This is a genomic window from Falsiroseomonas bella (assembly GCF_003173615.1).
GTDB classification, from domain to species: domain Bacteria; phylum Pseudomonadota; class Alphaproteobacteria; order Acetobacterales; family Acetobacteraceae; genus Falsiroseomonas; species Falsiroseomonas bella.
The window spans coordinates 290,164-310,280 of the sequence record NZ_QGNA01000004.1 but is presented as its reverse complement, the minus strand read 5'-3'; the positions used below and the strand labels follow the sequence as shown (position 1 = coordinate 310,280).

Below are 20,117 nucleotides of genomic sequence, written 5' to 3'. Positions count from 1 at the left end.
ACTCATCGCCCGCCCCCGATCGCCAGCAGCCGCTCGACATCCAGCAGGATCAGCAGCTGCCCGTCGCGCCGGTGCACCCCGCGCGACACCTCGCGCCAGGCGGGGTCGAGCGTTGGCGGGTTGGGCTGGCGATCCGCCGCGAGCAGCGGCACGACCTCCCCCACCGCATCGGCCAGCATGGAATAGAGCTCGCCGCCCTGCTCGACCACGATGCTCATCGGCTTCGCCGTGGCATCCCGCGACGGCAGGCCGAGCCGCCGGCGCAGATCCACCGCGGTGACGATCCGCCCGCGCAAATTCATTGCGCCTTCGATCTCCGGTGGGGCGAGCGGGATGGGCGTGATGCCCTGCGCGCCCAGCACGTCGCGCACCTGCAGCACCGGCACGCCGCAGGGCTGCCCGCCCACGGTCAGCGTCAGCACCAGCTCGCCTTCGTCGATCGCGGCCTGCGTCGATTGCGTGCGCATCAAGAATACTCCCTGCTTGTTGGGCGGACCGATTCAGACCTGCGGGGCTGACGCCCCTCCGGTCATCGGGCCGCCTCAGCCCGCCGCGACCGGCATCGCGAGGCAGGCGGCCAGCGAGGCCGCCAGCGCGTCGCGGTCGTATTTCGCCACGAAATCGGTGAAGCCCGCTTCCCGCGCGCGCGCCAGCGCCGGCGGATCGCTGCGGCCCGAGAGCGCGATGAGCGGCAGCGCCGCCCAGCTTCCGCCCTCGCGCAGCGCGCGCGCCAGGGCGAAGCCGTCCATGCCCGGCATCTCGATGTCGGAGACGATGGCGTCGAACTCGGCGCCCTGCTCGCGCAGCGCCAGCGCCTCCGCGGGTTGGCCGACGGCCACCACCTCGTAGCCGGCGGCCGCGAGGCTCGGCACGACGAGTTCGCGGAAGAAGGCGCTGTCCTCCACCACCAGCAGGCGCTTGGCCGCCACCGTCTCGTTCGCGCGGAACCAGTCGCCGCCCGCCTGGCGCAGCCACCAGGCCGTGTCGATCACGTCCGTCACCTTGCCCGCGACCACGGCGGAACCGAGGAAGCCCGCGCGGTCCGTGCCGCCCTTGATCTCCAGACGCTCCTCCACGACGTCGAGGATCGCGTCCACCATCAGCCCCAGGCTGCGCTCGCCCTCGCTGAACACCAGCACGGTCTGCCGCCCGCGCACCTCGGCCTCGGCCGAGAGTCCCGCGCCGCCCATCGGCACCAGCGGCATCAGCGCGCCGCGGTACTGCACCACCGCCGCGCCGCCCGAGAACTCGATGCGGTCCACCGGCAGGTCGTCGAGCCGCGCGACAAGGCCGAGGGGCACGGCCTTCGGTGTCGCGTCGCCCGCGCGGAACAGCAGCAGCGCCGTCCTGCCGGCCGAGCGCATGCCCGCCGCGACGCCTTCCGCCGCGCGCGCACTGGCGCCCTCGGCCGCGACGCCGGTGGCGCGCGCGATGCCGTTCGGGTCGAGGATCATGATCACGCTGCCGTCGCCGAGGATCGTGTTGCCGCTGAACACGCCGATATGGCGCAGGATCGGCGGCACCGGCTTCACCACGATCTCCTCGGTGTCGTGCACGCGGTCCACGATGATGCCGAAGGTCGCGGGGCCGACCTGCGTGACGACGACGAAGCCGATATCGGCCGCCGGCGCCTCCTCCTCCAGCCCCAGCACGCGGCCGAGCGAGACCAGGGGCAGCAGCCGGTCGCGCAGGCGCAGCACCGGCGCGTCCTTGATCCGCTCCACCTGCGCGCCGGTGGCGCCGCCGACGCGCACCAGCTCCAGCACGCCGATCTGCGGGATCGCGAAGCGTTCCTGCGCCACCTCCACCACCAGGGCGGAGACGATGGCGAGTGTCAGCGGGATCTTGATGATGAAGGTGGTGCCGCGCCCGGCGGCGGAAGCGACATCTATGGTGCCGCCGATCCGCTCCACATTGGTCTTCACCACATCCATCCCGACGCCGCGGCCGGAGACGGCCGTGACGGCGGCGGCGGTGGAGAAGCCCGCGCGGAAGATGAAGCGATGGATCTCGCGGTCCGACATCGCCGCGACCTCGGTCTCGGTCGCGAGACCCTGCGCCACCGCCTTCTCGCGAATGCGCGCGGTGTTCAGGCCCTTCCCGTCATCGGCGATCTCGATGAGGATGTGGCCACCCTCGTGATAGGCGTTCAGCGTCACGCGGCCGGTCTCGGGCTTGCCGGCGCGGCGGCGTTCCTCGGTGGATTCCAGCCCATGGTCCGCGCTGTTGCGCACCATGTGCGTCAGCGGGTCCTTGATCAGCTCCAGCACCTGGCGGTCCAGCTCGGTGTCGGCGCCGCGCATCTCCAGCTCGATCTTCTTGCCGAGCTCGCGCGCCAGGTCGCGCACCAGGCGCGGCAGCTTCGCCCAGGCATTGCCGATGGGCTGCATGCGCGTCTTCATCACCCCGTCCTGCAGGTCCGAGGTGATGTGCGACAGGCGCTGCAACGGCACGGAGAAGGCCTGGTCGCCCCGCGCGCGCGCCACCTGCAGCAGCTGGTTGCGCGTCAGCACCAGCTCGCTCACCAGCATCATCAGGTCTTCCAGCACATCCACCGAGACGCGGATGCTCTGTGGCGGCGCGGCGGCGCCGCCTTCCGCCGCGGGCGCCGCAAGCGCTTCGGCGGCGGGCTCGGCCGGTGCCTCGGCCTCGATCTCCTCCGGCGCCGAGGCGGCGGGCGCCGGCGCCTCGCCGGCGAAGGCGGCGTCGAGCGCCGCGATCAGCGCCGCGTCGTCGCCTGCCGGCTCCGTCCCCTTCTCCTCGAGGCCCGCGACGATCAGCTTGATGCGGTCCAGCGCCTGCAGGATCAGCGTGATGCCGTCCGGCGTGACCTTCAGCGAGCCGTCGCGATAGCGACCGAGCACGTTCTCCGCCGCATGCGCCACCGATTCCAGGCGCGGCAGGCCGAGGAAGCCGCAGGTGCCCTTGATCGTGTGGATAACGCGGAAGATCTCGGACAGCGTCGGCCCGTCCTGCGGCGCCTTCTCCAGCCGCACCAGCGCCACGTCGAGGGCGGCGAGGCCCTCATGGGTCTCGGCAAGGAAATCCGCGATCAGGTCGTCCATGGGCACCCCGGCAGCTGCGGCAGGGCGCATCCTGCACGCGGGGTGGCGAAGAAGCCGTAAACAGCCGGGCGGTCAGTGGCCCCCGCCAAGATAGGCGTCGCGGATCTCCGGCCGCGCCAGCAATTCCGCGCCCGTACCCTCCATCGTGATGCGGCCGGTCACCAGCACATAGCCCCGATGCGCCAGCCGCAGCGCCTGGTTGGCATTCTGCTCCACCAGCAGCACCGTCAGCCCCTCGGTCTCGTTCAGCGCGCGGATGGCGGAAAAGATCTGCCGCACGATCAGCGGCGCCAGGCCGAGGGAGGGCTCGTCCAGCAGCAGCAGGCGCGGCTTCGACATCAGCGCGCGCCCGATCGCCAGCATCTGCTGCTCGCCGCCCGAGAGCGTGCCGCCGCGCTGCGCCTGGCGTTCCTTCAGGCGCGGGAACAGCGCGAAGACCTTCTCGAGCTCGGGCCCCGGATCGTGGCCCTGCGCCTGCGCGCCCATCAGCAGGTTCTCGAGCACGCTCATGCGCGGAAAGACGCGACGGCCTTCCGGCGACTGCGCCACGCCCATGCGCATGATCTCGTGAGTCGGGCGCTGCGTGATCTCCGCCCCGTCCAGCACCACGCGGCCGGAGCGCGGGCGGGGATCGCCGCAGATGCTCATCAGCAGCGTGGACTTGCCCGCGCCATTGGCGCCGATCAGCGTGACGATCTCGCCGCGCTTCACGGACAGCGACACGCCCTTCAACGCCTGCACCGCGCCATAGGCGGCGACGAGGTCGGTCACCTCCAGCATGGAAGCGGTCATTCCGCCTCCTCCTCACCCAGATAGGCGGCGATCACGTGGCGATCGTTGCGCACCGCCTCCGGCGTGCCGTCGGCGATCTTCTTGCCGTGGTCCAGCACGATCACGTGGTCGGAGATGCCCATCACGATGCCCATGTCGTGCTCGATCAGCAGCACGGAAGTCGCCGCCGCGCCTTCCGCCGCGCTTCCGTCCCGGATGGCGCGCAGCAATGCGGCGAGTTCCTCCGATTCGCGCGGGTTGAGGCCAGCCGCCGGCTCGTCCAGGCAGAGCAGCGCGGGGCCGGTGCACATGGCGCGCGCGATCTCGAGGCGCCGTTGCGCGCCATAGGGCAGCGCGCCGGCAGGGTCGTCGGCGCGCTCGATCAGGCCGGTGGCCCGCAGCCAGGCCGCGGCGCGCTCCACCGCCGCCGCTTCCGCGCGCCGATAGCCGCCGAGGCCGAGCAGCGCGCCGATGCCGAAGCCCGTCGCCGCGTTCAGCACGACATGCTGCGCGACCAGCAGGTTCTCCAGCGCCGTCATGCCGGGGAACAGGCGGATGTTCTGGAAGGTGCGCGCCACGCCCGCGCGCGCGATGCGGTGGTCCTTCAGGCGCTGCAGCTCGGCGACGCCGGCCTCGGCGCGATGCAGCCGCAGCGCGCCCGCGGTCGGGCGGTAGAAGCCGGTGATGCAGTTGAACACCGTGGTCTTGCCCGCGCCGTTCGGCCCGATCAGCGCCGTGATGTCGCCGCGCCGCGCGGTGAAGCTGACGCTGTCCACCGCGAGCAGCCCGCCGAAGCGCATGGTCAGCCCATCCACCTCCAGGATCGGATCGGACACGGCGGTTGGGGGCGTGGTGAGTTGCGCGCTCATCCCCGCCCCTCGCTGACATGCGCCGCCGAGATCGCGCGCTTGTCTCCCAGCGCGATGGAGGGCGTGCGCGTGCCCACCAGCCCGCGCGGGCGCAGCACCATGATCACCACCATCGCCGCGCCGAACACCAGCATCCGCCATTCCTCGAGGTCGCGGAACAGCTCGAAGCCGCCGATCATCACCAGCGCCGCGACGGCCACGCCGATCTGGCTGCCCATGCCGCCGAGCACGACGATGGCCAGGATGATCGCGCTCTCGATGAAGGTGAAGGATTCCGGGCTGATGAAGCCCTGCCGCGTGGCGAAGAAGGCGCCGGCGAAGCCGCCGAACATCGCGCCCAGCGCGAAGGCGGTCAGCTTCGTCGCGGTGATGTTGATGCCGAGCGCGCGGCAGGCGATCTCGTCCTCCCGCAGTGCTTCCCAGGCGCGGCCGATCGGCTGGCGGCGGATGCGCAGCGTGACCCAGTTGGTCAGCAGCGCGAGCGCCAGGATCAGGTAGTAGAGGAAGATCACGCGGTGCACCGGGCTCGGCTCCAGCCCGAAGAAGCCGGCGAAGGTGTCGGGCTCGCCGGACATGCTGAATGGCAGGCCGAAGAAGGTCGGGCGGGGGATGCCCGTCATGCCGTTCGGGCCGTTGGTCAGCTCGGTCCAGTTCAGCAGCACGATGCGGATGATCTCGCCGAAGGCGAGCGTCACGATCGCCAGGTAGTCGCCGCGCAGGCGCAGCACCGGGAAGCCGAGCAGGATGCCCCAGAACGCGGCGAGGATGCCGGCCAGCGGCAGGCAGAGCCAGAAGGAGAATCCGAAATGCTCCGCCAGCAGCGCATAGGAGTAGGCGCCGACGGCGTAGAAGGCGACGTAGCCGAGGTCGAGCAGACCGGCGAGGCCGACCACGATGTTCAGCCCCCATCCCAGCATCACATAGGTCAGCACCAGGATGCCGAGGTCGAGCTCGTAGCGCCCGATGCCGGGGATGAAGGGCAGCACCAGCGCCGCAGCCAGCAGCGCCGGCGCGAAGACCTTTCCGAGTCGTGCCGCCAGCGCCGCGCGCCCTGGCGACGCTACGGTGGGCTGCGGCCTGAGGCCCCAGAGCGAGACCACCAGTCGCCCCGCGAAGACCAGCGCGCAAAGCAGTGCCACATCCGCCCAGCGCTGCCGCAGGAACAGCTCGCCGCCCGGCGCGACATCGGTGCGCAGCCCGACCATCACCACGAACAGGCCGAAGGCGACGAGCGTGGCGAGCGCCGCGTCGCGGACGGCGCCGAGCAGGCGCGGGGTCATACCTTCTCGACCTCCTGCCGCCCGAGCAGCCCGGTCGGCAGGAAGATCAAGGTCAGCGCCAGGATCGAGAAGGCCGCGACGTCCTTGTACTGCACGCTGAAATAGGCCGACCAGAAGGTCTCGATCAGGCCGATCAGCAGCCCGCCCAGCACCGCGCCGGGCAGGGACCCGATGCCGCCCAGCACCGCGGCCGTGAAGGCTTTCACGCCGGCGAGGAAGCCGATGTAGAAATCGATCACGCCGTAGCGCAGCAGGTAGAGCGTGCCCGCCACCGCGGCGAGCGAGGCGCCGATCACGAAGGTCAGGCTGATCGTGCGATCGGTGTCGATGCCGAGCAGGCTCGCCATCCTGCGGTCCTGCTCGCAGGCGCGCATGGCGCGGCCCAAGGGCGTCTTCGTCACCAGCCAGGTGAAGATCGCCAGCACCGCCAGCGTCGTCACGATGATCAGGATCTGCATGTTGGAGAGCTGCACGACGAAATTGCCGTCGCGCATGATCTCGAAGCCGCCGGTCACCTGCGGCTCCAGCGGTTTCACTCGCGCGCCCTGGCTGATCTGCACGTAGTTCTGCAGCACGATGGACATGCCGATGGCGCTGATCAGCGGCGCCAGGCGGAAGCTGCCGCGCAGCGGGCGATAGGCCACGCGCTCCACCGTCCAGCCATAGAGCGCGGTGAAGGCCATGGAGATCGCCAGCACCAGCAGCAGCGCGGCGGGGCCTTCCATGAAGCCGCCCGAGATCAGCATGACGATCGAGATCAGCGCGATGAAGGCACCGATCATGAAGATGTCGCCATGGGCGAAGTTGATCATGCCGATGATGCCGTAGACCATCGTGTAGCCCACGGCGATCATGCCGTAGATCATGCCGAGGCTGATGCCGTTGATCAGCTGCTGCAGGGCATAGGCCAAGGTCGCGACTCTCCCCGTTTGCAGCCAGTGAGAGACGTTCCGGCAAGGCCGGTCAATGGGGAAGTGCCGCTGCGCCGCCGCGCCGCCCGCGCTGTTCCCGCCGGAACAGGCGCCGCGTGGCGCCCTCGGCTAGCTCCCTCCGCCAATCAGGAGGACCAGCAGGATGCCGCACGAACCCGACCGGCCGCCCACCGCGCCCGCCCCGCAGCGCCCGATCCCCGGCATCGCCGATCGCGCCCGACAGGAAGCCGAGCGTCGCACCGTCGGCCATCGCAAGCCCGGCCAGGCCTCGGCACGAGACGACGCGCAACGCCCGGACTGACGCAACATGAATGGGAGGAAAATGGTGCCCAGGGGCGGAATCGAACCACCGACACTGCGATTTTCAGTCGCATGCTCTACCAACTGAGCTACCTGGGCCCATCGCTGACGGACGCATCGCGCGCCCGCCCGGCAGAGGCCGCGGGTGATAGCGGAAGCCCTCAGGGCTGTCCACCCGTCCCCGTCTCGTCATCCGGCTCCTCCTCCACGGCCGGGATTGCGTAGCCGCCGGTCAGCCAGCGGCCGAGATCCACGCGCTGGCAGCGCTCCGAGCAGAAGCGCTGGCCCGGCTGCGTCAGCGGCTTGCCGCAGACCGGGCATTTGCGGGGCTTGCGCGGCGGCGTGGTCATCGCAGCTCCTCCCGCCCCGGCGGCAGGCCGGGCTCGGCCAGCAGCCGCAGCCCCGGCAGGGCGGCCAGCACTTCCGGCATCGCCTGCAGCGCCGCCACCACGGCGGGCGCCGCGTGCAGCACCGGCATTCGCCCCGGCACGGCAGCGACCTCCCGCGCGGCGCGGCGCAGCGCGGCGAGGCCATGGGTGAGCGGGGAGAGCGGCCAGCCCAGCACCTCATGCAGCGGCGGATGCACACGCTGGCGCTGGATCTCGAACAGTCCGAGCCGCGTCAGGCCGAGCAGCTTCGGCCGCAAGGGATCGGCGGCCAGCGCGGCCGCCAGCGGCCCTGCCAGCGCTTCCCGCCGCTTCACCGCGAGGCCCGCCACATCGAGCAGGATGGCGCCGGCCAGCTCGCGTAGCCGGATCTGCCGCGCGGCCTCGGCCACCGCGGCCCGGTTGAGGCGCATCACCGCCTCGGCGTCGCCGGCGACCTGTCCCCCGGCATCCACGTCCAGCGCGGTCAGCGCGGGCGTCGGATGGATGGTGAGCAGCCCGCCGCCCAGCAGCGGCACCTCCGGCCCGGCGAGCCCGTCGAACTCGGCCTCGAGCGCATCGTCGAAGGCGCCGGCGCGGTCCAGGCAAACGCGCTCCCCGAGCAGCGGCCGCAGCCGCGCGAGCTCCGCCGCATCATCGGTCACCACGGCGGCATCGCGCGCCAGCCGGGCGAAGCGCAGCACGGCGTCGGGGCCACGGCGGACAAGCACCAACCCCTGCCCTGCCGCCGCGGCAATGTCTTCCGCCGAAAGGCGCGCGGTCAGGCGCGGGCCCTTGCCGCCCTGCGGCGCGCGCGTCACGCGCACGGGCAGGATCGCACCCTCCGTCACCGCCTTGCGGTCGGGCGCCTCGCTTTCCGGCAGGAAGCCTGTCGCGCCATCGGCCATCACCAGGAAGGCGCCGCTCATGGCGCGGGAGATCGCGGTCACGCGCGCACGGTGCAGGTCGCCGACGCCGTCGGGGCGAGCGGGCCGCTCCACCGCGGCCAGGTCGAGCACATCGTCGCGCAGCAGCGCGACGCGCCGCTCGCCGGGCGACACCGAGACGCGGATCAGGGCCGCAACCACCCCGCGCCCCGCAGCAATTGCGCCGTCTCGAACAGCGGCAGGCCGACCACGTTGGAATGGCTGCCGGAGAGGAAGCGCGTCCAGGCCTCGGCGCGCTTCTGGATCTGGTAGCCGCCCGCAACACCCTGCCACTCGTCGCTGTCCAGGTGCTGCGCGATCTGCGCCTCCGTCAGGCGCTGGAAAGCGAGGATGGTGGTCACCAGGCGCTCCGATCGCTTGCCGTCGGGCCGGATCAGGCAGATGCCCGTCATCACGCGGTGCCGCCGGCCGGAGAGCAGGTCCAGGAAGCGCCGCGCCTCCGTCGCATCGGCCGGCTTACCGAGGATGCGGCGCCCGACGCCCACCACCGTGTCGGCCGCCAGCACCAGCGCATCGGGCGCGGCGGCATGCGCCGCCTCCGCCTTCTCGCGCGCGAGGCGCGCGGCGAGCAGGCGCGGCAGTTCCGCCTTGCGCGGCGTCTCGTCGATGTCCACGGGCAGAACGCGATCCGGCGTCACGCCGATGCGCGCGAGCAATTCGCGCCGCCGCGGACTGGCCGAGGCGAGGACGAGCGGCGGGCGCTCAGGCGGGGAATGGACTGCCACGTTGCTCGATCCTGGGCGGCCCGCGTAGCGGGCCGAGGCCGCGAATGCGGCCCGCGCACAAACCAACCGTCTCGCCGGGCTGAACAGTGGCCTGCGCGAAAGCCAAGCGCCCGGAGGGCGCGCCGGCGATTGAGGCGCCAAAAAAAGCCGGCGGCTACTTAAACCTGAACGTGATACGACCCTTGGTCAGGTCGTAGGGCGTCATCTCCACGTTGACGCGGTCGCCCGCGAGCACGCGGATGCGGTTCTTGCGCATCTTCCCGCTGGTATGCGCCAGCACCATGTGGTCGTTGTCGAGCTTCACGCGGAACATCGCATTGGGCAGAAGTTCCACCACCTGCCCGCTGAACTCGATCATGTCTTCCTTCGACATGAGGCTCCTTTTCGCTGTCGCGTCCTGATGGTTCGCGCCTGGGCCGGGGGGCCGGGCAGGAGCGTCCGAAACGGGCGCAATATTCGGATTCGGCCGGGAAGATGAGCGCCAAGGCCCCCCGGGTCAAGGATTGTGGGCCAGTCGCACGGCCACGCTCAGGCCATGCGCATCCAGCCCCTCGGCCTCGGCCAGCGTCACCGCCGCCGGGCCGATCGCGCCGAGCCCCTGCTCGGAAGCCTCCACCCAGGTGGTCCGCTTCAGGAAGTCGAACACCGAAAGGCCGGAGGCGAAGCGCGCCGTCCGCCCGGTGGGCAGCACATGGTTCGGGCCGGCGACGTAATCCCCGATCGCCTCCGGGCACCAGCGGCCGAGGAAGGCCGCGCCCGCATGCCGGATCCTGCCGAACAGCGCGCGCGGATCGGCGACCATGATCTGCAGGTGCTCCGGCGCCAGGCGGTTGGTGAGTTCCGCCGCCTCCTCCCAGTCGCGCACCACAACCAGCGCCCCGTGCCGCGCCCAGGAGGCGCCCGCGATCATCGCGCGCGGCAGGGTCCGCAGCGCGCGCTCGACCGCTGCCGCCACGTCGTCGGCGAAGCCGGCATCGTCGGTGACCAGGATGGATTGCGCCGCCTCGTCATGCTCGGCCTGGGCCAGCAGGTCCAGCGCGACATGGCGCGGGTCGTTCGACCCGTCCGCGATCACCACCACCTCGGAGGGGCCGGCGATGGAATCGATGCCGACGCGGCCGAAGACCTGGCGCTTCGCCTCCGCCACATAGGCGTTGCCGGGGCCGACGATGCGGTCCACCGGCGCGATGCCGTCGGTGCCCCAGGCCAGCGCCGCCACCGCCTGCGCGCCGCCGACGCGGAACACCTCGGTCACGCCGGCCAGCCGCGCCGCGGCCAGCACCAGCGGGTTGAGCACGCCATCCGGCGTCGGCACGCACATGGCGATGCGCGAAACGCCCGCGACCCGCGCCGGCAGCGCATTCATCAGCACGGAGGACGGATAGGCCGCCTTGCCGCCCGGCACGTAGAGCCCGACCGCATCCAGCGCACCCCAGCGCAGGCCCGTGACGATGCCGGGCTCGCTGAGCTCCACGTCCCGCGGCATCTGCGCCCGGTGGAATTTTTCGATTCTTTTGGCAGCCAATTCAAGCGCGGCGCGCCTTTCCTCGGGGATCGCGGCGACGGCCACGTCCATCTCCGCCGCCGTCACGCGCAGCGCCGCGGCCGAGGCCGGCGTCCAGCGGTCGAAGCGCGCCGTCAGCTCCAGCAACGCCGCATCGCCCCGCGCGCGGACGTCCGCGATGATGCCCGCAACGGCGGCATCCACCTTCGCCGTCGTCTCCCGCGCCTCGTCCAGCAGGGCGCGGAACGCCGCCTCGAAGCCGGCGTCCCTCGTATCCAGTCGCTTCACCTTGCGTCGCGCTCCGCCAGCGCCGCCCGGAAGCGGCTGATCCAGCCCGCGATCGCCTCCGGCCGCGTCTTCAGCGCGGTGCGGTTGACGATCAGGCGGGAGGTGACGTTCGCGATCACCTCCGTCTCCACCAGCCCGTTCGCCTTCAGCGTCGAGCCGGTCTGCACCAGGTCCACGATCACCCGCGCCAGGCCCAGCGAGGGCGCCAGTTCCATCGCGCCGTTCAGGTGCACGATGTCCGCCTGCACGCCCTTCTGCGCGAAATGCCGCCGCGCGATCGCCGGATACTTCGTCGCGACGCTGAGGCGCGACGCCGCGCCGAGGTCCTGCCCCGCCATCTCCACCGGGGCCGCCACGCTGACCCGGCACCGCCCGATGCCGAGGTCGAGCGGCGCATAGATCTGGTCGTCGTCGAACTCCATCAGCACATCCGCGCCGCACACGCCGATCTGCGCCGCGCCATGCGCGACGAAGGTCGCCACGTCGAAGGACCGCACCCGCACCACGTCGAGGCCGGGATGATCCGTCTCGAAGCGCAGGCGCCGGCTGCCCTCGTCGGCGAAGTCCGCGGCGGGGTGGATGCCGGCGCGCGCCAGCACCGGGCCGAGCTCCGCCAGGATCCGCCCCTTCGGCAGCGCCAGGATCAGCGTGCCGCCGGCCTCGGCCGGGGTGGAGGGATCGGCGGGGAATGTTGCGTCAGTCAGGCTTTCCATGCTCGTTCCTGGCACCGCGCGCCGCCCAGTCGCGATCACGGCGGCGTGGCGCCCGGGTGAATATCTTGCGGGTCCGGGCGCGAATCGCAGAGCCGGCCCGGCGGGTCAACCGGCGGCGCGCGCGCGGCAGCCCTTCGCGGGGCGTCTGGACCGTTGCGGTGCGGCCTTCCTAACCTGTCCCCGCCGAAGCGGAAGGATTGCGATGCGCCTGCTGGTGCCGTTCCTGGCCTGCCTGTTCTGGCTCGGCACAGCGGCCGCGCAAACCCCGGGCCTCACCGTGCCCGCCGATGCCGAGCCCGATTTCTGGGCCGTGCGCGGCGCCGCCGGCGGCAGCCGCCTCAACCTGCGGGAGGAGCCGCTCGAGGGCCTGATCATCGCCGGCCTGCCGCCCGGCGAGGTGGTGCGCAACCGCGGCTGCCGCACCGTCCGGGCCGAGCGCTGGTGCCGGGTAGAGCGCCTCTCGGGCGCCCAATCCGGCTGGGTCGCCGCCCGCTTCCTGCTGCCTGCCCCGCCTGGCTCCGCGCCGCCGGTCACCGAGGAAGAGCCCGCCTTCGACGCGACGGGCAACATCCCCTGCGCCACCATCCCCGGCCAGACCTCGCGCGACTGCGCCTTCGGCGTGCTGCGCAGTGCGCCCGGCGCGGCGAGCCTGCGGGTGCGCGGCGCCGCCGGCGTGACGCGCTGGATCTATTTCGACGAGGGGGCGCCGGTCCGCTCGGATGGCGAGGGCGTCTTCACGGTGGAGCGGCTGAACGACCTGTTCCTGATCCGCATCGGCGGCGAGCGCTACGAGGTGCCGCTCGCCGTGGTCAATGGCGGCTGACCGCGGGCAGCCAGCACCGCAACCAGGAAGGCGAGACCCGCGACGGTCGCCATGCCCGTCAGCAGCCAGGGCATCGGCCCGTAGCCGCCGGCGAATTCCCAGAGCAGCCCGAGCGAGAGCGGCGCCGCCACGCGCGGCAGCACCATCGCCATGCTCATCGCCGCGCTGATCTGCCCGTACCCCGCCCGGCCCAGCAGATCCACGATCGCCGTCGCGCGGACGATGTTCACCAGCCCGCCGGAGATCCCGAACAGCAGCGCGAACACCACCATCATCGGGAAGGAGGGCGGCGCGATCGCCAGCATCGCCATGGCGGGCGGCAGCAGCACGAAGCCGAACAGCCCGACGCGGCGGCTGTCCATGCCGCGCGGGCCGAGCGCCACCAGCACCACGCGGGACGCCACCTGGATCGGCCCGTGCAGCGCGATGATCGCCAGCGCCGCGCCCAGCGCCATGCCGCGCTCGTCCAGGAAAGGCAGCATGTGGAACATCACGCCGCTGTTGACGAAGACCTGGCAGCAGGCAGCGACGGTCAGCGCCCAGAAGACGCGGCTGCGCAGCGCCGCGCGCAGCAGCCCTCGGCCCTCCGCCGAGCCCGCCAGGCTGCCGCGCAGCCCGCGCAGCGCCACCGCCGCCACCACCGAGGGCAGCAGCTGCAGCGCCGCGAAGACCAGCAGCGCCGGCCGCCAGCCGATCGTCTCCACCAGAACCGCGCCGAGCGGCAGGAACAGCGCGTTGCAGAAGCCCGTGATGAAGCTGACCTGCGTGATCGCCCGGCGCGGGTCGCGCGTGTTCGCCGTGACCAGCGCATAGGCCGGGTCGGTCAGGCACATCGCATGGGTGATGCCGATGGCGATCCAGAGCGCGTAGAACAGCACGAGGCTGTCCACCGCCGACCAGGCCGCCAGCAGCAGCGCGGCAAGCCCCGCGCCGACCGTCAGCAGCCCGCCCGAGCCATGCCGGTCCACCCATCGCCCCGCCGGGATCGCCGCGATGCCCGATGCGAGCAGCCCGGTGCTGAAGGCCCCCGCGATGCTGGCGCGCGACCAGCCGAGCTCCGCCTCGATCGGCACGATGAAGGCCGGGAAGGCGCTGTAGAGCGTGCCCCAGCTGATCAGCTGGTGAATCGCGACGGCCAGCACCAACCGCCGCTCCTGCGTCATGGGTCGCGGGCGTCCGCGCGCATCACACCGTGAACTGTTCGGCGATGATGCGCTCGCTGAGCCCGTGGTCCGGGTCGAACAGCATGGTGAGCGAGACGGAACGGTCCTCCCGCACCTCCACGCGGCGCACGTCGCGCACCTCGGTGTAGTCGGCGGTGGCGGAGACGGGGCGCTTCTCGTGCTCCAGCACCTCGAACACCACCTCCGCCTCCGCCGGCAGCAGCGCGCCGCGCCAGCGCCGCGGGCGGAAGGCGCTGATCGGCGTCAGCGGCAGCAGGTTGGCGCCGAGTGGCACGATCGGGCCATGCGCCGAGAGATTGTAGGCCGTGCTGCCCGCCGGCGTGCTGACGAGAATGCCGTCGCAGATCAGCTCCGACAGCCGCACCTTCCCGTCCACCATCACGCGGATCTTCGCCGCCTGGCGCGTCTCCCGCAGCAGCGAGACCTCGTTGATCGCCAGCGCCTCCGACACCTCCGGCGCGCCGGTGAAGGCGTGCATGCGCAGGGGATGCAGGATGGCGGCCTGCGCCTGCGCCAGGCGTTCGGCGAGCCCGTCCTCCCGGTAGTCGTTCATCAGGAAGCCGACGCTGCCGCAATTCATGCCATAGACCGGCAGGTTGCGGCCGAGCAGGCGGTGCTGCGTCTCCAGCATCATCCCGTCGCCGCCGAGTGCCACCACCACCTCCGCCCGGTCCAGCGGCGCCGCGCCATAGCGCGCCGCCAGGCTGTCCTGCGCCGCCCGCGCGACCTCGGTGGGCGCGGCGAGGAAGGCGATGGCGGTCACGCGCAGCAATCCCCGGCGGAGCGCAAAGACCCCCACCCCGACCCTCCCCCGCTCCGCGGCAGAGGGAGTGTGTCGCGCCGGTTCTCCCTCTCCCGCTTGCGGGAGAGGTTCGGGATGGGGGTAAGCCCGCCGATGCGGCTCACAACCCCTCCACTCGCCTCGCCGTGCGATGCTCGAGCACCGGCATGTCGCGGCGGACGCGGGCGGTGACGTCCGGGTCGATCCGTGCCGTCGCCCAGCCCACGCCGTCGCTGCATTTCGCGACGACATGGCCCCAGGGGTCGCAGACCAGCGAATGGCCATAGACCTGCCGCGTCGCGCCGCGCTCCTCGTAGCTGCCGTAGGACGCCGCGGCGATGATCCAGCATTGCGATTCGATGGCGCGCGCGCGCAGCAGCACCTCCCAATGGTCCTTGCCGGTCTGCAGCGTGAAGTTGGAGGGCACCAGGATCGCCTCCGCGCCCATCCGCCGCAGCGCGACGAACTGCTCGGCGAAGCGCATGTCGTAGCAGACAGTCAGACCGAGCGTGACGCCGCCCGCATCCACGCAGACCAGCTCGGTCCCCGCGCCATAGAGCGCGCTCTCCCGGTATCCGGTACCGTCGGGCGCGGTGATGTCGAACAGGTGGATCTTGCGGTAGCGCGCGACCTCGCGCCCGCCCGGGTCGAACACCAGGGAGGTGTTGAAAAGCTTCTCCTCGCCCTTCTCGATGATGCTGCCGCCATGCACATGGATGCCGTTGGCGCGCGCGACCTCGCGCAGGAACTCATAGGCCGGGCCGCCCGTCGCGCCCGGCTCCGGCAGTTCCTCGGCCGCGGCCATGCGCGCATCGCGCCCGCCGCCGAGATTGGTCCAGGTCTCGGGCAGGGAGACCATGTCGGGCCGATCGGCCGCGATGGCGCCCTCGATCAGCCTCCGGGCCTGCGCGATGTTCGCGGCCTTGTCGGAGCCCTGGTTCATCTGGATGACAGCGACGCGCATCGTCCGATGAAGCGCCGGGACGGCGCGCCGCGCAAGCCACGCGCGCGCCGGCGGGGGCCGCCCGGCTCCGGGCGGCCCGAGGCTTCAGCTTGCGATCAGCCCGTTGTTCGTCACGGTGATCCGGCTGGCGCGGCAGATGTTCACCCCGCGCAGCTCCGCCGCACGGCCATTCGTCCAGACCACGCGGAAATCGTAGGCGCCGGTATTCGCAGCACGATAGTTCACGAAGCGCCCCGGCGGCAGCACCGACTGGCCGAGCTGGTCCGCCCCCCAGCCGCTCTGGCTGGAATGGCTGAAGAAGAGCTGCGCCACGGTGCCGGAGGACTGGTTCGTCACAGCGAAGGAGGTGTCGCAGGCCTGGGTCGGCACCACCACCACCTGCTGCGCCGGCTGCTGCTGACACGCGGCCAATCCAAGGGCTGCCGCACCGAGCACGGCCGCGGGCAAGAGACGACGACGCATCAAGGACAACCTCCTGATTCCAAAACGGACGGAGGCTAGACTAGTCGCGAAATTGCCAACAAGGGGTAGAGAAAGGTCTTTTTTCTTCAGCCGGATGGTTCAGCGCGGCGGCCGTGGCCACTCCACACGCGGCTCGGAACGGCCTGCGCCACGCTCCGGCCAGGCGGCCGGCGGCGGCACCGGGGGCGCGCTACGGGGCGGCGGCGCCGGGTCCGCGCGGCGCGCCACCATGGGGGGCTCGGCCCAGTCCTCCTCCACCGGCGGGCGCCGGCCTCGGCTCGGCTCAGGCAGGCGCAGCGCTAGGGTGCGGATCTCGGTCTGGATCTCGTCGAGTTGCGCCTCGATCGCATCGAGCCGCCCCTTCACCCCGAACACCGCGAAGGGCATCAGCAGATAGGCCAGCCCGACCAGCAGCAGGACGACCAGCGCGACGAGCCCCGTCCATTCCGGCAGGCCGGGCAGGGTGACGGCGCTGGCGAGGTCCTGGAGCAATCAGCCCCCCGTCACGCTCATGTGGCGTGCCACGGCGGGCGCCTGGCGGTCGCGGTCGATCACGAAGTCATGCCCCTTCGGCTTGCGGGCGATGGCCTCCAGGATGGCCTGTTGCAGCCCCGCCTCGTCAACCTTCGGATCGCGCAGCACGCGGCGGAGGTCGGCCGCGTCGTCCTGGCCGAGGCACATGTAGAGCGTGCCGGTGCAGGTCAGGCGCACGCGGTTGCAGCTCTCGCAGAAATTGTGGGTCATCGGCGTGATGAAGCCGATTCGCCGCCCCGTCTCCTTCACCGTGTAGTACCGCGCCGGCCCGCCGGTCTTGTAGTCGGTCTCCTGAAGCGTCCAGTGCTCCCGCAGGCGGGACCGCACGGTGGAGAGCGGCAGGTACTGGTCCGTGCGGTCCTGGCTGATCTCGCCCAGCGGCATGGTCTCAATCAGGCAGAGGTCGAAGCCGTGCTCGCCGCACCAGACCAGCATGCGGTCGAATTCGTGCTCGTTCACGCCCTTCATGGCGACGGCGTTGATCTTGACCTGCAAGCCGGCGGCCTTGGCGGCGAAGATGCCGTCCAGCGTCGGCTCGATCTTCCCCCAGCGGGTGAGCGCGGTGAAGGTCGCGGGGTCGAGGCTGTCGAGCGAGACGTTGATCCGCCGCACGCCCGCCGCATAGAGGTCGCCCGCCATCTTCTCGAGCTGGGTGCCGTTGGTGGTGACCGTCAGCTCCTTCAGGCCGCCGCCGTCGAGGCGCTGGCCGAGGCTGCGGAACAGGCTGATCACGTTCTTCCGCACCAGCGGCTCGCCGCCGGTCAGCCGGATCTTCTCGGTGCCGAGCGCAATGAAGGCACCGCAGAGCCGGTCCAGCTCCTCGAGCGTCAACACTTCCTTCTTGGGAAGGAAGGTCATGTCCTCCGCCATGCAATAGACGCAGCGAAGGTCGCAGCGGTCTGTGACCGACACGCGCAGGTAGCTGATCTTCCGACCGAAGGGATCAATCATGAGTGCCGCCGAAACTCCCCGCACGGTATCTGGTCCGGCCGGTGCCCCCTAATCAAGCCCCTAGGCGAGAACCGTTATCAGCCCGGTCGTCACCAGGAAAGCCAGCGCCAGGCGGCGGTACCAGCGGTCCGGGATCACATGGAACAGCCGCGCCCCGACCGGCACGCAGAGCAGCAGCACCGGCAGCAGCAGGACCACCTTGGCCAGCACCGTCCAGCCGACCAGCCCGCCCAGCGCCGGCGGGATCACCGAGATCACCGAGATCACCGCGAAGAACAGGATCAGGTTGGCGCGGTGCCGCTTGGCCTCCTCCGGTCCGGCCAGCAGATAGAGGATGACCGGCGGGCCGCTGATGCCCGTGGCACCCTTCAGCATCCCCGCGACGCTGCCCACCGCCAGGTTCAGCGGCAGCGGGCGGGAGCCGTGGTAGCGCCAGCCGGAGCTCAGCAGCAGGCCGAAGACCAGCACGAATCCGCCGATGAAGCGGCGCAGCAGGTCCTGGTCGGCGGTCAGCAGGATGAAGGCGCCGAGCGGCGTGAACAGCACCGCCGCCCCGCCGATCGGCAGCATCACCCGGCGATCCGCCTGGCCGAAGGCCTTCGGCAGCAGTTGCATCGAGACGAACAGCTCCATCAGCAGCATCACCGGCACGCCGATCCGCGGCCCCCAGAGCACCGAATAGGCCGGCGCCAGCAGCACCGCCGTGCCGAAGCCCGAATAGCCGCGCATCACTCCCGCGATGGCGGTGACCGCCAGCGCCACGAAGATGCGCCAGTCGGACAGCAGCCCGACCAGCTCCCCCCAGAAATCGGTCACGCGCGATCGTCCTCCACCGGCTCCAGCGCGGCGGCGGAGAGGCGGAGCGTCACCTTGCCGGCATTCTCGAAATTCACCGTGACCCGATCGCCTGCGACGGACTGCACCTGGCCGGTGCCCCAGTCGGGCTGCGCGGGCAGGCGCACCCGCATGCCCGGTACGAAATCGCTGCTCACGGCCAGCCGTTCAGCATCGTTAACCCCTCGCTGACCAGCCTGTGGCTTAGTGTCGCCGCGCCCAGGACGGGCGGAGAAGGCTGGGGGATCCAGAATGGCGGAAGGTGGGGCGTCGGCACAGGTGGGGCTGGCGCAGGCGGTGTGCACACGGCTCTGCCACGACCTCGGCGGCCCGACCGGCGCGCTCGCGGGGGCGCTGGAACTGCTGGAGGGCACGGCGGACGAGGCGGCGGAGGTCGCGCGGGACGCGGTGCGCATCATCGACCGGCGGCTGCGCTTCTGGCGCGCCGCGGTGGGCGGCCCGTCCTCGGACCTCGATGTCCCAACGCTGGCGCAGCTTGCGGAGGGGCTGACCCTCGGCCGCAAGGCGGTGGTGGATTTCTCGGGCCTGGCGCCCGCGCCGATCCCGCCCGGCCTGGCACAGCCCCTGCTGATGGCGATGCTGGTGGGCGTGGAGGCGATGCCCCGCGGCGGCATCCTGCATGTCGCGGGCGACCCGGCGGAGGGCATCGGCCTGCGCCCCGACGGCCCAGGCGCCGCCTGGCCGCCGGGGCTGGCCGCGCTTCTGGCCGGCGAGAAGCCGGTGCTCACCCCCCGCGGCATCGCGCTGCCGCTGCTTTCCGCGCTCGCCGCGGCGGGTCAGGTGCGGCTGGACCTGGCCATGGGCGCGACGGGGCCCGGACTGCTGATGCTGGTGCCGCGAGGGTGACATCCCTCCCTCTCCCGCTGTGCGGGGGAGGGTGCCTGAGCGGAGCGAAGGCGGGTGGGGGCGCGGCCGACCTTCCCTGAACCGCGACCGCCCTACCCGAATCCCGCCATCGCCCGCGCCTCGGCCGGCGACACGCCCGCCGCGCGCAGATCCCGCAGCGTCGCCGCCTTGTCGCGCTTGGCCAGCCGCCGCCCGCTCGCATCCGTCAGCAGCCGGTGATGCGCATAGGCGGGCTCCGGCCAGCCCATCAGCGCCTGCAGCAGCCGGTGCAGGTCGGTCGCGGGGCGCAGGTCCTCGCCGCGCGTCACCAGCGTCACGCCCTGCAGCGCATCGTCATGCGTGACGCAGAGATGGTAGCTCGCCGGCGCGTCCTTGCGCGCCAGCACGACATCGCCGAAGCGCTCCGGCCGGCAGGCGATGCGGCCCTCGCCTTCCTCGTGGAAGGACAGGTCCCGCGGCGCCAGGGCCAGCGCGCGCGCCATGTCGAGCCGCAGCGCATGCGCCTCCCCTGCAGCGATGCGCCGCGCGCGTTCTTCCTTCGACAGGTTGCGGCAGGTGCCGGGATAGAGCGGCCCGTCCGGACCATGCGGAGCAGCACCGCTCGCCGCGATCTCGCGCGCGATGTCGGCGCGCGTGCAGAAGCAGGGATAGAGCAGCCCCCGCGCCGCCAGCGAATCGAGCGCCAGGCGGTATTCCTCCAGGTGCTCCGACTGCACCCGCACCGGCCCGTCCCAGTCCAGGCCGAGCCAGCGCAGGTCCTCGAGGATCGCTGTCGCGTACTCCGGCCGGCAGCGGCCGGGATCGATGTCCTCGAGCCGCAGCAGGAATCGCCCGCCCGCCGCCCGCGCGCGCGTCCAGCCCGCCAGGGCCGAATGGGCGTGGCCCAGATGCAGGAATCCGGTCGGGCTCGGCGCGAAACGGGTGACGCAGCGCAGCATTGCCGCCATGTCTGAGCCCT

Annotated in this window: 24 protein-coding genes and 1 tRNA gene; 3 read left to right on the top strand and 22 right to left on the bottom strand. The window is 71.7% G+C overall.

Going from position 1 to position 20,117, the window contains the following annotated elements; all coding sequences use genetic code 11:
• Positions 1-2 precede the first annotated feature (2 nt).
• From DFH01_RS18390 to DFH01_RS18365, 6 genes are all read right to left on the bottom strand, one after another.
• A complete protein-coding gene (locus DFH01_RS18390) occupies positions 3-467 on the bottom strand; it encodes a chemotaxis protein CheW (protein ID WP_109871933.1) in 465 nt (154 codons plus the stop codon).
• Between the two features lie 75 nt (positions 468-542).
• Positions 543-3,065: a hybrid sensor histidine kinase/response regulator gene (locus DFH01_RS18385; protein WP_109871932.1), complete on the bottom strand. Its 2,523-nt coding sequence runs from the start codon at positions 3,063-3,065 to the stop codon at positions 543-545.
• Positions 3,066-3,137: 72 nt separating this feature from the next.
• A complete protein-coding gene (locus DFH01_RS18380) occupies positions 3,138-3,857 on the bottom strand; it encodes an ABC transporter ATP-binding protein (RefSeq protein WP_109871931.1) in 720 nt (239 codons plus the stop codon).
• The gene (locus DFH01_RS18375; RefSeq protein ID WP_109871930.1) at positions 3,854-4,705 is read right to left on the bottom strand and encodes an ABC transporter ATP-binding protein; all 852 of its coding nucleotides are present in this window, start codon (positions 4,703-4,705) and stop codon (positions 3,854-3,856) included. Before DFH01_RS18375 ends, DFH01_RS18380 begins: the two co-directional genes overlap by 4 nt.
• Positions 4,702-5,985 carry a high-affinity branched-chain amino acid ABC transporter permease LivM gene (livM, locus tag DFH01_RS18370; RefSeq protein ID WP_109871929.1) on the bottom strand — a complete coding sequence of 428 codons (1,284 nt, stop codon included), beginning with the start codon at positions 5,983-5,985 and terminating at the stop codon, positions 4,702-4,704. The genes DFH01_RS18375 and livM overlap by 4 nt, the downstream gene beginning before the upstream one ends.
• A complete protein-coding gene (locus DFH01_RS18365) occupies positions 5,982-6,896 on the bottom strand; it encodes an ABC transporter permease subunit (protein WP_109871928.1) in 915 nt (304 codons plus the stop codon). Before DFH01_RS18365 ends, livM begins: the two co-directional genes overlap by 4 nt.
• A gap of 163 nt (positions 6,897-7,059) precedes the next feature.
• Here DFH01_RS18365 and DFH01_RS28265 point away from each other — a divergent pair, with 163 nt between their 5' ends.
• A complete protein-coding gene (locus DFH01_RS28265) occupies positions 7,060-7,218 on the top strand; it encodes a hypothetical protein (RefSeq protein WP_158287810.1) in 159 nt (52 codons plus the stop codon).
• Between the two features lie 22 nt (positions 7,219-7,240).
• Here DFH01_RS28265 and DFH01_RS18360 read toward each other — a convergent pair.
• The 7 genes from DFH01_RS18360 to hisG form a co-directional block, all read right to left on the bottom strand.
• Positions 7,241-7,316: transfer RNA gene (locus DFH01_RS18360), tRNA-Phe, on the bottom strand.
• Between the two features lie 62 nt (positions 7,317-7,378).
• Positions 7,379-7,567, bottom strand: coding sequence for a DNA gyrase inhibitor YacG (yacG, locus tag DFH01_RS18355; protein ID WP_109871927.1), 189 nt, complete (start codon positions 7,565-7,567; stop codon positions 7,379-7,381).
• Complete coding sequence (locus DFH01_RS18350; protein ID WP_109871926.1) at positions 7,564-8,670, bottom strand: ribonuclease E/G; 1,107 nt, start codon at positions 8,668-8,670, stop codon at positions 7,564-7,566. The genes yacG and DFH01_RS18350 overlap by 4 nt, the downstream gene beginning before the upstream one ends.
• Positions 8,655-9,254 (bottom strand): Maf family protein, encoded by a 600-nt coding sequence (locus DFH01_RS18345; RefSeq protein ID WP_199231287.1) that lies wholly within the window; start codon positions 9,252-9,254, stop codon positions 8,655-8,657. Before DFH01_RS18345 ends, DFH01_RS18350 begins: the two co-directional genes overlap by 16 nt.
• Positions 9,255-9,408: 154 nt before the next feature.
• Positions 9,409-9,627, bottom strand: coding sequence for a translation initiation factor IF-1 (infA, locus tag DFH01_RS18340; protein WP_026033499.1), 219 nt, complete (start codon positions 9,625-9,627; stop codon positions 9,409-9,411).
• 123 nt (positions 9,628-9,750) lie between these two features.
• Complete coding sequence (hisD, locus tag DFH01_RS18335) at positions 9,751-11,046, bottom strand: histidinol dehydrogenase (protein ID WP_109871924.1); 1,296 nt, start codon at positions 11,044-11,046, stop codon at positions 9,751-9,753.
• Positions 11,043-11,759 (bottom strand): ATP phosphoribosyltransferase, encoded by a 717-nt coding sequence (gene hisG, locus DFH01_RS18330; RefSeq protein ID WP_109871923.1) that lies wholly within the window; start codon positions 11,757-11,759, stop codon positions 11,043-11,045. Before hisG ends, hisD begins: the two co-directional genes overlap by 4 nt.
• A 202-nt stretch (positions 11,760-11,961) precedes the next feature.
• Here hisG and DFH01_RS18325 point away from each other — a divergent pair, with 202 nt between their 5' ends.
• The gene (locus DFH01_RS18325) at positions 11,962-12,582 is read left to right on the top strand and encodes an SH3 domain-containing protein (protein ID WP_109871922.1); all 621 of its coding nucleotides are present in this window, start codon (positions 11,962-11,964) and stop codon (positions 12,580-12,582) included.
• Here the strand turns inward: DFH01_RS18325 and DFH01_RS18320 are convergent.
• From DFH01_RS18320 to DFH01_RS18285, 8 genes are all read right to left on the bottom strand, one after another.
• A complete protein-coding gene (locus DFH01_RS18320; RefSeq protein ID WP_109871921.1) occupies positions 12,546-13,745 on the bottom strand; it encodes an MFS transporter in 1,200 nt (399 codons plus the stop codon). The two genes, DFH01_RS18325 and DFH01_RS18320, sit on opposite strands and share 37 nt — an antisense overlap.
• A gap of 22 nt (positions 13,746-13,767) precedes the next feature.
• On the bottom strand, positions 13,768-14,529 hold the full coding sequence (locus DFH01_RS18315; RefSeq protein ID WP_199231328.1) for an NAD kinase: 762 nt from the start codon (positions 14,527-14,529) through the stop codon (positions 13,768-13,770).
• 139 nt (positions 14,530-14,668) lie between these two features.
• Positions 14,669-15,511, bottom strand: a complete 843-nt coding sequence (locus DFH01_RS18310) for a carbon-nitrogen hydrolase family protein (RefSeq protein ID WP_109871920.1) — start codon at positions 15,509-15,511, stop codon at positions 14,669-14,671.
• Between the two features lie 84 nt (positions 15,512-15,595).
• On the bottom strand, positions 15,596-15,973 hold the full coding sequence (locus tag DFH01_RS18305; protein WP_146217089.1) for a hypothetical protein: 378 nt from the start codon (positions 15,971-15,973) through the stop codon (positions 15,596-15,598).
• Positions 15,974-16,072: 99 nt separating this feature from the next.
• Positions 16,073-16,465, bottom strand: a complete 393-nt coding sequence (locus tag DFH01_RS29030) for a hypothetical protein (protein WP_109871918.1) — start codon at positions 16,463-16,465, stop codon at positions 16,073-16,075.
• Complete coding sequence (moaA, locus tag DFH01_RS18295) at positions 16,466-17,458, bottom strand: GTP 3',8-cyclase MoaA (protein ID WP_109871917.1); 993 nt, start codon at positions 17,456-17,458, stop codon at positions 16,466-16,468.
• Positions 17,459-17,518: 60 nt separating this feature from the next.
• Complete coding sequence (locus tag DFH01_RS18290) at positions 17,519-18,274, bottom strand: sulfite exporter TauE/SafE family protein (RefSeq protein WP_233256176.1); 756 nt, start codon at positions 18,272-18,274, stop codon at positions 17,519-17,521.
• Positions 18,271-18,450, bottom strand: a complete 180-nt coding sequence (locus tag DFH01_RS18285) for a DUF3553 domain-containing protein (protein WP_332903282.1) — start codon at positions 18,448-18,450, stop codon at positions 18,271-18,273. The genes DFH01_RS18290 and DFH01_RS18285 overlap by 4 nt, the downstream gene beginning before the upstream one ends.
• 94 nt (positions 18,451-18,544) lie before the next feature.
• Between DFH01_RS18285 and DFH01_RS29025 the strand changes: the two genes are divergently transcribed.
• Positions 18,545-19,159: a histidine phosphotransferase family protein gene (locus DFH01_RS29025; protein ID WP_109871915.1), complete on the top strand. Its 615-nt coding sequence runs from the start codon at positions 18,545-18,547 to the stop codon at positions 19,157-19,159.
• A 92-nt stretch (positions 19,160-19,251) separates the two neighbouring features.
• Here the strand turns inward: DFH01_RS29025 and gluQRS are convergent, their stop codons facing one another.
• Positions 19,252-20,106: a tRNA glutamyl-Q(34) synthetase GluQRS gene (gluQRS, locus tag DFH01_RS18275; protein ID WP_109871914.1), complete on the bottom strand. Its 855-nt coding sequence runs from the start codon at positions 20,104-20,106 to the stop codon at positions 19,252-19,254.
• Positions 20,107-20,117: the final 11 nt, after the last annotated feature.